Here is a 12,091-nt window from a genome sequence, read left to right as displayed (position 1 = left end):
TTCCGTGATCGACCGCAAGAGCCTCCTCGCCGACCTGCAGAAGCAGGTCAAGGCGGCAGAGACCGACCTTGAGAAGCAGGTCAAAGCTGTCCCCAAGGTAGGGACGCGGCTGCGCGGTGAGTATGAACAGGCCCGGAAGCTGGGCCGTACGGCTGCGACGTGGAACGCCTGGCTCGGGGAGCGGATCACCCAGGTTGCGGTGGCCTGGGTCCTCGGCACCGTCTTCGTCCGCTTCAGCGAGGACAACCGGCTGATCGCTGAGCCGTACATCACCGCCCCGGATGTGGCTGGGCGCGAGACCGCGCAGGCGCGGTACGAGGAGTACCTGGAGAAGAACGCCGACCCGACGTACCGAGACTGGCTGGAGACGGCGTTCGCAGAGCTGGGCGCCGGGCAGGCCGGGCGGCTGCTCTTCGATCGCGACCACAACCCGCTTTACCAGATCCCGCTTTCGCACGACGGGGCTGGCGCGCTGCTCGCGTTCTGGCGGGAGCAGCGCGCCGGTGAGGGAGAGCTCAGCGGAGACGGCGATGGCGGTGCCGGCGGCCCTGTTCTCGTACACGACTTCAGCGACCCGCTGAGCGAGGACGGCACCGAGGGATGGGACACCCGGTTTCTCGGCGACCTGTACCAGGATCTGAGCGAGGCGGCACGCAAGACGTACGCGCTGTTGCAAACGCCTGAGTTCGTGGAGGAGTTCATTCTCGACCGGACTTTGACCCCGGCAGTGCGGGAGTTCGGTTTTGAAGAACTGAAGATGATCGATCCGACATGTGGGTCGGGGCACTTCGTGCTCGGGGCGTTCCGGCGGCTGGTGCGGATGTGGGCGTCGCAGCGACCCGAAGTGGGCCCGTACGAACGGGTGCGGGCGGCGTTGGAGTCTGTGCATGGGGTGGACCTCAACCCGTTCGCGGTTGCGGTGGCCCGCTTCCGGCTGCTGGTTGCGGCGATGGCTTCGAGCGGTATGCGGACGTTCGCAGAGGCGCGGCAGTACGAGTGGCCGGTCCAGCTGGCGGTGGGTGACTCGCTGCTGCCGACGGAGCACCGGCAGGAGGGGCTCTTCGGCGACGAGCAGTTGAGCCTTGGCGACGGTATGGAATCGGGCGACGCCGAAGACCCGTACTACGCGCTGAGCACGGAGGACGTGTTCGAGTACCCGCAGATCCTGAACCGGGGCCGTTACCACGTAGTCGTGGGGAATCCTCCCTACATCACGGTCAAGGATAAAACGCTCAACGAGCTGTATCGCAAGCTGTACAGCGCGTGCGCGGGTACGTACGCGCTGTCGGTCCCATTCGCGCAGCGCTTCTTCGAGCTCGCGGTTCGGGGGGAGGAGAAGTCCGGGCTCGGCTACGGCATGGTCGGCCAGATCACGGCGAACTCCTTCATGAAGAGGGAGTTCGGGACAAGGCTGATCGAGAGCTTCTTCCGGGATCAGGTCGAACTGACGGAGGTCATCGACACGTCGGGGGCGTACATCCCGGGGCATGGGACGCCGACGGTCATCCTCGTCGGCCGCCCGCTGGATTACACGGGCGCTCGCCGGGCCACTATCCGCACGGTCCGGAGTGTTCAGGGGGAGCCAGCAGCTCCGGAGAGGGCGGAGGATGGACTCGTCTGGCGGGCTATCACTCGCCAGACCGACTCCCCGGGCTCCGAGAGTGACTGGATCAGCGTTCGAGACACGCGACGTGACGACCTGTCAAAGCATCCATGGAGTCTGACAGGGGGTGCCGCTCCGGACATCCTGAAGATCGTCGATAGCACGGGAAAGCGGCTGCGAACCGCGTCACAAGAAATCGGCCTGTCTATCGTTACTGGTGAGGACAACGCATTTGGCTCGGTGAACACTGCTGCCGCCCGCCAGCGAGGTGCCAGACCCACCGCTGTCGCCAATGGCGACGAGGTACGGGACTGGGGACTCGCTGGCGCGACCTGGCTCACCAGCCCGTACGGCCAGGACATGGAGCTTCTCGAAGGCGCAGAAATTGAGGACTTGCTGCGCTTCATGTGGCCACTTCGTCACGTACTGGAACTTCGCAAGCGCTTCAGCATCACGATGCTAGACAGGGGAATTCCTTGGATTTCATGGCGTGAGGTTTACGGCGTCCGCGTCAAGGCGCAGAAGCTGATTGTTTACGCAAAGGTTACGACGCATAATCACTTCTACCTCCAGAACGGCCGGCTCCCCGTGAAGGACTCGGCGCAGGTAATCAAGCTCCGTGAGGACGCCACGGCGGAAGAGCATCTGGCGCTGCTTGGGTTGCTCAACAGCTCCACGGCCGGGTTCTGGCTCAAGATGGTGAGCCACGATAAGGGTAGCCAGTCAGGCACCGGTGGGTTCATGCATGACGAGTGGGAACGTTTTTACGAGTTCACCGGAACCAAGCTTCAGGAATTCCCTATCCCCGCCGAATACCCCACCGCCCTCGCCACCGAGCTCGACACCCTCGCGCAGCAGCTCTCGGCCTCAACGCCCGCCGCCCTCTTGGTCGAGGCCGCCCCCACAGCCGCTGCGCTCCGCAAAGCCAAGGACCGCTACAACGCCACCCGCGGCCGCATGATCGCGCTGCAGGAGGAGCTGGATTGGCAGGTGTACTCCCTCTACGACCTGCACCCCGAGAGCTTGCGTCTGCCCGACGTAACCGACGCCCCCGAAATCAGTCTCGGCGAGCGGGCCTTCGAGATCGTGCTCGCGCGCCGGGTGGCAGGTGGCGAGGTCAATGAGGTGTGGTTCAAGCGGCACGGCTCCACCCCCATCACCGAGATCCCTTCCCACTGGCCCGCCGAGTACCGGGCACTTGTGCAGAAACGCATCGACGTCATCGAGTCGAACCGCGCCATCGGCATGGTGGAGCGCCCGGAGTACAAGCGGCGCTGGGCAACTGAGGGCTGGGATGCGATGCGCCAGAAGGCTCTTAAGTCCTGGCTGCTCGACCGGGTTGAGGACCGTGCGCACTGGTTCGACGCGAGCGGCAACCCCACCGTGACCACCCTCGCCCGCCTCGCAGAAGACCTTTCTGCCGACGACAATTTCGTGTCCGTTGCTGAGCTCTACGCGCCTCGGCAGGACCTCTCGAAGACCGTACGGGAGCTGCTTTCCGAGGAGCACGTGCCGTTCATCTCGGCGCTGCGTTACAAGCCGACCGGGCTCAGGAAGCGCGCCGACTGGGAGTACGTGTGGGAGAAGCAGCGCGAGGTGGACGCCGCTCCAGACGAGCCCACCAAGCGGCAGATCCGCAAGGAGACGCCCGTGCCGCCGAAGTACACCACGGCGGACTTCCTGAAGCCGAGCTACTGGCGTGCGCGCGGCAAGCTCGACGTGCCCAAGGAGCGGTTCGTGTCGTACGGCATGGCCAACGCGCAGTCGCCAGAGCTGTACGGGTGGGCCGGCTGGGACCACTTGGAGCAGGCACTCGCGCTCGCCTCCCATATCCAGCAGGCAGGGCTCGGCGACGACGAGATCGTGCCGTATCTGGCCGGGCTGCTTGAGCTGCAGCCGTGGCTGGAGCAGTGGCATGGCGAGTACGACCCGGAGTTCGGGGCGTCGCCGGCCGCCGAGGTCCTGGCATTCCGGCAGCAGAAGCAGGGCGAGCTCGGGCTGACCGACGACGTTCTGCGGGCCTGGCGCCCGGCCGCGGCCACCCGAGGGGGCGCGAAGAAGGCAGCCGCGCCCAAGAAGCGAACGGGCGCGAGAGCCGCCGTCCAGATGTCCGCCACGGACAACGTCACCGATGCCGTCACCGGCGCAGAGTCCGACTGATCAGGGCGAGGAGCTTAAACACCATGGCGTTCATGAGTAGGAACAACTCTCGCCCCGAGGACCGGCCGCTTCTGCGGGAGCTGATCGACATCCCGGAGTCGGTGTCCACCTCCGACTTCGTGCTGAAGCTGAACGAGGCGGTCACCCCCGAGGGGGTTGAGGCGGCCCTGAAGGACTACGTCGTCACCGACCGGCTGCTGAGTAACTTCGACGAGGCCCTGGACCTGATCAAGTCGGCGCTCGACAGTCACTCGTCGAAGGCGGCATATCTGCACGGTTCGTTTGGTTCCGGTAAGTCGCACTTCATGGCGGTGCTTTACGCGCTGCTCTCGCGTAACCAGGCGGCTCGGAACCGTAGCGAGCTCGATCCGGTGCGGGCCCGGCACTCCTGGCTGGACGCGGACGACCGCAAGTTCCTGCTGGTGCCGTACCACATGCTCGGCTCCAAGTCTTTGGAGCAGCGAGTGCTCGGCAAGTACGTGGAGCACGTACGCAAGCTGCATCCGGACTGCCCGCTGCCGCAGGTCTACCGGACCGACGGGATCTTCGAGGACTTCGCCGAACAGCGCCGCCGTAACGGCGACGACTGGGTGATCGCACAGCTCGCCGATGCCGGTGGCCAGGAGGACGAATGGGGTGATTCTTTCACTTGGACCAGCAGCCTTCTCGACGAGGCCATGGACGCGGTGGAGGAGCACGAGAACACCAAGAGCCTCGATCTGGACACGCCCTCCACGCCGAGGGAACTGCGTGCCCGCCTCGTGCAGGACCTCACCAGAACGCTGTTCCCCGCCTTCGCGCGCAAAGCTTCCGAGGACGTCAGCGGCTTCATCTCCCTCGACAGGGGCCTCAGCGTCATCGCGGCGCACGCCAAGGCGCTGGGCTACGACGGGCTCATCCTGTTCATGGACGAGTTGATCCTGTGGCTGGCCACTCTCATCCACGATCAGAAGGTGCTGGGCAGGGAATCCAGCAAGGTGACGAACTTCGTGGAGGGCGGTGACGAGCGGCGTGCCATTCCGGTGGTGTCGTTCATCGCCCGTCAGCGCGATCTGCGCGAGCTGGTCGGTGAGGAGATGTCGGGTGCCGCCGAGGCGGCAGTGCAGGACACCTTGAAGCTCAACGGCGGGCGTTACGACGAGATCGTCCTGGAGGACCGCAACCTTCCTCAGATCGCGCAGGCTCGCCTGCTCAAGCCCGTGCCGGGGGCCGAGGCGAAGGTGGACGCGGCGTTCGCCGAAGCCAAGAAGCTTGGCCCCGACGTGTGGGACACCCTGCTGGGCCACGACAAGTCCACCACCGGCGCGGACGAGGACGCTTTTAGGCGGACGTACCCGTTCCCGCCAGCGTTCATGGACACCCTGGTGCACATCTCCGCCGCGCTGCAGCGCTCCCGCACCGGCCTGAAGCTGATGAGCCAGCTGCTCGTCGACCACCGTGACGACTGGCGGCTCGGACAGCTCGTGCCGCTCGGCGATCTGTATCCGGCGATCGCGGGCGGCGGCGACAAGGCGTTCAGCGGGGAGACCAACGTCCACTTCGAGGCTGCCGACAAGCTGTACCGGGACAAGCTGCGCCCGTACCTGCTGAAGACCAACCAGGTTACCGACGACCAGGTCGAGGCGTACCGACGCTCTCCCGAGAGCCTGGGCGACCCACAGCTCGCGGCCCGTTGCCGCGACTTCACCGGCGACAGCCGACTCCTGCAGACCCTCTTGCTGTCGGCACTCGCACCCAGCGTGCCCGCGCTCGCCGACCTCACTTTGGCGAGGCTGCACGCCCTCAACCACGGTTCCATCACCACCCGCATCGCGGGCACCGAGGTCGGCCGGCTCGAGCAGAAGGTGAAGGAGTGGGCGGCGACCTTCCCCGAGATCAAAGTCGCCGGTACCGGGCCGGGGGCGGTGGTCCGTCTGGAGCTCACCGGCGTCGACCTGGACGCCGTCCTCGCCAACGCCCAGGTCCACAACAACCTGGGCAACCGGCGTGCCAAGATGCGCAGCCTGCTCAAGGACGCGCTCGGGGTTGGCGACGGGCCCGGGGGCTTCGACGCATATGACGTGCTCGACCTTGTGTGGAAGGGCACCGAACGACAGATCGAGGTGGTCTTCGGCCACGTCGCCGACGTCGACTCGCTGTCCGAGGCGACCTTGCGGCCCAGCCAGGCCGACGCCTGGCGGCTCGTCGTCGATTTCCCTTATGACGAGGGCGAGTTCGGTCCGATGGACGACCTGCAGCGGCTGCGTGCTCTGCGGGAGAAGCCGGGCGGCGACTCGCGCACCCTGGCCTGGCTGCCCACACACCTGACCGACGCCTCCCGCAGTGATTTCGAGCGTCTCGTCGTCATCGACAAGGCCCTCGCCGACGAGGCACGCTTCGACTCCGAATTCGCACGCAGCCTCAACGCTGACGACAAGGCGCGCGCCAAGAGCATGCTGCAGTCGCAGCGCAACATCCTCACCGAGCGCGTCACCCAGGCGCTGCGGCAGGCGTACGGGCTCGCGCAAAAGCAGGAAGGGGTCGTCGACATCGGCTTCGACACCCACCTGGTCGCCCAGCAGGATGTGCCCGAGCTTCGGCTTCCGCTCGGTGCAGCGCTGGACGCTGCTGCCCGCGATCTGGCCGGCAGGTTGCTTGTCCACCAGTACCCCGCCCACCCCGACCTGGACCCCGATGGCGCCGGCAAGCCTGTGAAGCCTGCCGAGATCAGGGCCGTCTTCGAGTACGTGCGCAAGGCCGCCGAGGACCGCGACGGACAGGTCGAGGTTGATGGCAAAGACCGCAAGACCATGGCGCGGATCGCGGGCGGCCTCGGGCTCGGCACCATGCGGGAGGCGTACTACCGGCAGTCCACCACCTGGCCTGACCACTTCACCAGCCAGGCCCGCCGGGACGGAGCCGCCGAGCCGACTCTGGTCAAGCTCTCCGACTGGAGCGACCTTCCCGAGCCGCGCGGACTGTCCGAGCCGCTTCGCCGGCTGCTCGCCGCCGCCTACGCGGAGATGACCGACCGGGTGTGGGTACGCGGCGGTGTCCCCGTTGAACCGGCGCCCGCACCGCATGAGCTGAAGCGGGACTATGCCCTGCGCGAGCAGGCGCTGCCCAGTGAGGAAGACTGGACCGAGGCGCGCAAGCGGCACGAGACCGTGCTCGGGGACCGGGCGCCGCAACTGCGTCGCGGGCGGATCGTCAACCAGTTCGCCGGACAGATCAAGCAGGCCGCCGCCGTGCTCGCCCAGGACGCAGGACGGCTCGTCGGAGAACTGGAGAAGCACCGTTCCTTCCTGCGCCTCGACGACGACTCGCCCCGCCTCGTCCTCGCCCGGCGGGCGCAGGAGCTGGTGAAGTCGGTGACCGAGGTCGGCATAGACGCCAAGACCGTCGTTGACCGGCTCGCACGCTTCGACTTCGGCGACTTCACCGCACACCGCTACGCCATGTCCCTCAAGAGCGCCGGGAAGGTTGCCACCGCGCTGCAGAACACCAGCTGGGATCAGCTGGGCCTGGCCGACACTCTCGATGCGGGAGGCGCGGCCGTCCTGGAGCGCGTACGGGACGCTGCCGCCGGCGATCCGGGGGACTACCCCGACCTGCCTGGCGTACTCAATGCGGGGGGCCGGGAAGTGTTGTCTCTGCTGAGGTCCCGACAGACCACGGCCGAGCAGCCCCAAACCCCCACCACTCCATCGCCGAGTTCGGACGGTGTGGACCTGATCGGCGGCTCCGCTCACCCGCAGGTGCTGCCGGAGCCTGTGGTGCAGCCGGGGCCTCGCACGCCGTCTCGGTCCCTTGTCCGCTCCGGCGGCGGGCGGACCACCGCCGCGAGGGCTGCCGCCGAGCTGCAGGCGGAGATCGCGGCGCTCGCGGCCGAGAACCCCAACGCCACCGTCGAGGTCGTCTGGAAGGTTGTCGACTGATGTCCGACGCCGTCACTACAGCGTCCGCGTCTACCGGTCTCGCCCGGCTGCCGGCGGGGACTGTCCGTCAGTACCTTGCCGCCCGCAGCCGGCTCGGCGACGGCACGGTCCGCGTCCTGCTGCTGCGGGCCGATCCGGCCTGGGATGGGCCCGCTGTGCAACAGGCAGCGGGCGGTCTGCGGGCGCGCGTGGCCGTCGGGCCCTCGGTATTGGCCGTACACGAGCAGATCCTGGGCCACCTCGACGCGACAACTCCCCCCGACCCCAAAGTCCTGGTCGTCCTCACCGACCGCGAGGACACCGACCTCGACCCCGGGCTGCTCTCCCGCGTCTACGGCGGCAGAATCCGGTCCGTTGACAACTGGGAGGTCGTGCAGGAGGCGTTCGACGCACGCGGCCTCGACGGGCGACTGCGCAGCGAGACCTGGGCAGCCGAAGCGCTCCTGGACGCGGCAGCCACCCGCGGCTGGCCATCGTTGGGTAAGGGAGTGCTCTCCCGAGACGAGGCACTAACCCGGCTGGCCAGGCGCCGTCTCAGGATCGGCCGTCACGACACGGATGTGCTGGGCGGGCCGGCCGCACACGACGACGGAGACCGCATCGACCCCGTCGCACTGTTCCGATGGACCCTCACCCCTGGCGGCCCCGACCTCCTGCGTGACCTGCGCGGACCGGAACGGGCCGGCCTGGCCCGCTTCCTTGCCGAACCCGAACAGGGCGGCTCCACCGGAAAGATCATCACCGCCCTGGTGAACGCCGAACATGGGGCAGACGCAGCCGCATACGCGGTCGTCTGCGCCGCCTTGTGGGGGCACGCGGAGGCCGACCACGACTTGTATCGGGCGCGTGGGCGCGCTGAGCGGTGGCTTGGCGAACAGCCTCCCGCGCAGGGCGACGACCTCGACAGGCTCCTGGCCTCTTTCGGATCCAGCGGCGAGGCGTTCGTCCGCGGTCTTGTCGACCGAGGCGAGCACCGGCTCGCCGACCCGGTCCTGACTCGGGCCGCACAGCTCGTGGCACAGTTCGGGGCACAGGCTGCCGCGACTGCCAGCCCGCTGCTCTCGGCCGGACTCGACGCTCGCTTCACTGCGGCTGGTCGTGCCCTTGCCGACGGCGGCACCGACACGATCACCGCTGCCGTCACCGCGCTGGCTGACCACGCTCTGGCCGCCGACGGCGCCACCCGGGCGCGCATCGAGCGGGTGAGGATGGCGGCGCGCTTGCGGCAGTGGCTTGCGGGCTCGCTTGAGGCCGACATCGCCTCGGTCGCTGAGGGCACCGCACGCCAGATCTGTGAACTCGGCTGGGTGGACCGGGCCTTGGAACACCTCGAAGCGGGCGGCGACCCGGATGACATACTCGCCGACGCATACAGCCGGATCGGCGCGCAGGCGCGGGACAAGCGCCGCGAACTGGACCGGGCATTCTCCGAGCGGCTCGCGGTGTGGACCGCGGATGGCACCGCTCCCGGCACCATGCTCACCGTGGAGAGCTTGCTGGACCGCGTCGTCGCACCCGTCGTGGCCAGCCCCGGCCGACGGGTGCTGTTCCTCCTCGTGGACGGGATGAGCGCGGCGATAGCAGCGGAGCTAGGTGAAGAACTGCGTAGACAGTGGGCCGAGTTCGACCCGCTGCCCGCTGCGACCGGAGCGCCCGTCCGGCGCGCCGTGGCTGCCGCGCTGCCCACCCTCACGGCCGTATCCCGAACCTCGTTGTTCGCGGGCACCCTGATGAAGGGCGACCAGAGCGACGAGAAGCGGCTCTTCCCCCAGCACTCCTGCTGGAACGGGGCTCCGGCGGTCGTCTTCCACAAGGATGACCTGCGCGGCCCCGACACCGGCTCGCCCTTCTCTACCGCTCTCACCGAAGCCCTCGCCGACGAGCGCACCCATGTCGCGGTCGTACTCAACACGGTCGACGACCGCCTCGGCAAGGAGCAGAAACTCGGCGACGGCGCGTGGCAGGCCAAGGAGATCGGCGGTCTGGAACCATTGCTGCGGGCTGCCCGCGCGCATGGCATGACCGTGCTGCTCACCTCCGACCACGGCCATGTAGTCGAGCGGCGCGGCACCAAGCTCGATGTGGCTGGCGGCACGATCGGCTCGGCCCGCCACCGCACTCCGGGTGGATCCGTTGCTCCGGCCGAGATCGAGTTGTCCGGACCTCGGGTGGTCTGGCCGGAGCCCGGATCGCGGATCATCGCGCTGCGGGACCACGACACCCGGTACACCGCGCTCAAGGCGGGTTACCACGGCGGGGCGACCCTCGCCGAGTTCACCATCCCGCTCCTCGCCCTGCTTCCCTTCGGCGCCGAGCCGCCGATCGGATGGCGGGAGCTAGGCGACCCGACACCCTCCTGGTGGACGGAGGACGCCGAGGGCGGTGGCGTCGTCGAGGCCGGCGCCAAGAACGAAGCGGACGCAGGTGCCGTGCCCGACGCAGTCGTGGCGAGCTCGCGCCGGAAGCAGACCAGGAAGGCCGCCCCGCCCGCCCCCGAGGGCGCCATCAGTTTGTTCAGCGAGGACGAGGTGGCACCCCCCGTAGCGCAGGAACCCGCCGAGTCGGCGGCCGCGCCCGAGGCCGCACCCTCCTCCAAGCAGTCCGAAGACCCTGCTGTTGCCCTGGTCGAGCGGCTCATGGCCACCGAGTTGTACCAGGCACAGCTGGACCTCCTCGCCCGTAAGCCACGCGACAAGACCGTCCTCCCAAAGGCGCTGGTCGCGCTTGTCGAGGCCGGCACCCTGCCGATGACCGCTCTTGCCGAGCGAGCGGGCCAGCCCGCCACCCGTGCACCCGGCTTCGCAGCGACCCTCGCCCAGCTCCTCAATTACGATGGGGCCCAGATCCTGGAGATCCTCCCTGACAACCGCACCCTTCGCCTGCACCGCGCCCAGTTGATCGAGCAGTTCGGGCTGTGAACCGGCGCAGTGCGCCTGCATCGGGCGGGCCGGTCTCCCGTCCCGCCCGGTCCGCGCGCTGGCGGCCTGGCGTCCGCATTGGTGTCCGGCCAGGTGGGCGGCAGGATGGGAGACTGTTCGGGTGAACGCGTTTGGATCTTCAGCATCCGGGGCCACCCCGGTCGGCGCCGTGAGGCGGCGCGCCGTGGTGGACGCGCTACGGCGCGGCGCCGTCCCTGAGAGCGGCCTCGACCTGCTCGCCACCGGCCTCGGCCGCTTCGAGCAGGCAGTCGACGAGGAACTGGAGACTGTTGCTGCCGGCGGCTCGGTGTTCAAGGCCGTGCGCGGTGAGTACGGATCCGGCAAGACTTTTTTTACCCGCTGGCTCGGCGAACGCGCCAAACGACGCACCTTTGCCGTAGCTGAGGTACAGGTGTCGGAGACCGAGACCCCGCTGCACAAGCTGGAGACCGTCTACCGGCGACTCACCGAACGCCTGACCACCGCGAGCTTCCCGCCCAGCGCCCTGCGGCCGGTCGCCGACGCCTGGTTCTACGCACTGGAAGAGGATGCACTCGCCGACGGCGCGAGCGAGAACGAGCTGCCGCAGGCCGTGGAGAGGCTGCTCACCGCCCGCCTCACCGAGGTGTCCCGGCACGCACCCGCGTTCGCCACCGCCCTGCGTGGATACAAGCAGTCCCTGGACGCCGGAGACGAGGCCACCGCCGCCGCGGTCATGGCCTGGCTTGGGGGCCAGCCACACGTCGCCGCAGCCGCCAGGCGCAGCGCAGGCGTCCGCGGCGACCTTGACCACTTCGGCGCCTTCGGCTTCCTGCAGGGCCTGCTCACTGTGCTCCGGGACGCTGGGCACGCCGGACTCGTCCTTGTCCTGGACGAAGTGGAGACTCTGCAACGGGTTCGCTCCGATGCCCGCGACAAGGCACTCAACGCGCTCCGGCAGCTCATCGACGAGGTCCACTCCGGCCGCTTCCCGGGCCTGTACCTCGTCATCACCGGCACGCCCGCCTTTTACGACGGACAGCAGGGCGTACAGCGACTCGCGCCGCTCGCCCAGCGCCTTGCCACCGACTTCACGACCGATCCCCGCTTCGACAACCCTCGGGCTGTCCAGATCCGGCTGCCCGGATTCACCGAGGAATCACTGACCAGTCTAGGTGCCACCATCCGTGACCTGTACGCGGAAGGTTCCCAGTCTCCCGACCGGATCAAGCAGCTCGCGGACGACGCGTACCTCACGGACCTGGCGCGGGCAGTGGGTGGGGCTCTCGGCGGAAAGGTCGGAGTAGCACCACGGCTGTACCTGAAGAAGCTCGTCGGGGACGTGCTCGACCGGATCGACCAGTTCGCTGACTTCGACCCGCGCACGCACTACAAGCTGACAGTGGCCAGCGGCGATCTCACCGCCACCGAACGGAACTTCGCCGCGCCCGCGCCAGCCGCCTCTGCGGACGATCTCGACCTTGAGATCTGAAGTCCAATTCTCCGAAGACCCG

The 12,091-nt window shown here is 68.2% G+C and carries 4 protein-coding genes; all 4 read left to right on the top strand.

All coding sequences use genetic code 11. The features are described 5' to 3' along the window. Positions 1-4: 4 nt before the first annotated feature. Positions 5-3,763, top strand: a complete 3,759-nt coding sequence (gene pglX / locus ACFWSK_RS08715; protein WP_383783139.1) for a BREX-2 system adenine-specific DNA-methyltransferase PglX — start codon at positions 5-7, stop codon at positions 3,761-3,763. Positions 3,764-3,786: 23 nt separating this feature from the next. Further along, positions 3,787-7,680 (top strand): phage resistance protein, encoded by a 3,894-nt coding sequence (locus ACFWSK_RS08710; protein ID WP_383783138.1) that lies wholly within the window; start codon positions 3,787-3,789, stop codon positions 7,678-7,680. Then, complete coding sequence (gene pglZ / locus ACFWSK_RS08705) at positions 7,680-10,598, top strand: BREX-2 system phosphatase PglZ (protein WP_383783137.1); 2,919 nt, start codon at positions 7,680-7,682, stop codon at positions 10,596-10,598. The genes ACFWSK_RS08710 and pglZ overlap by 1 nt, the downstream gene beginning before the upstream one ends. Positions 10,599-10,719: 121 nt before the next feature. After that, positions 10,720-12,069, top strand: a complete 1,350-nt coding sequence (gene brxD, locus ACFWSK_RS08700; RefSeq protein WP_383783136.1) for a BREX system ATP-binding protein BrxD — start codon at positions 10,720-10,722, stop codon at positions 12,067-12,069. The last annotated feature ends 22 nt before the right edge of the window (positions 12,070-12,091 follow it).

The sequence above is a fragment of the Streptomyces sp. NPDC058620 genome (assembly GCF_042717135.1).
Taxonomy (GTDB): Bacteria; Actinomycetota; Actinomycetes; order Streptomycetales; family Streptomycetaceae; genus Streptomyces.
This window is presented reverse-complemented; position numbering and strand designations above follow the sequence as displayed.

What these genes read in the sequence shown, in the direction of transcription:
- pglZ (WP_383783137.1), top strand. Translation starts at nt 7,680, where the DNA reads ATGTCCGACGCCGTCACTACAGCGTCCGCGTCTACCGGTCTCGCCCGG.
- ACFWSK_RS08710 (WP_383783138.1), top strand. Translation starts at nt 3,787, where the DNA reads ATGGCGTTCATGAGTAGGAACAACTCTCGCCCCGAGGACCGGCCGCTT.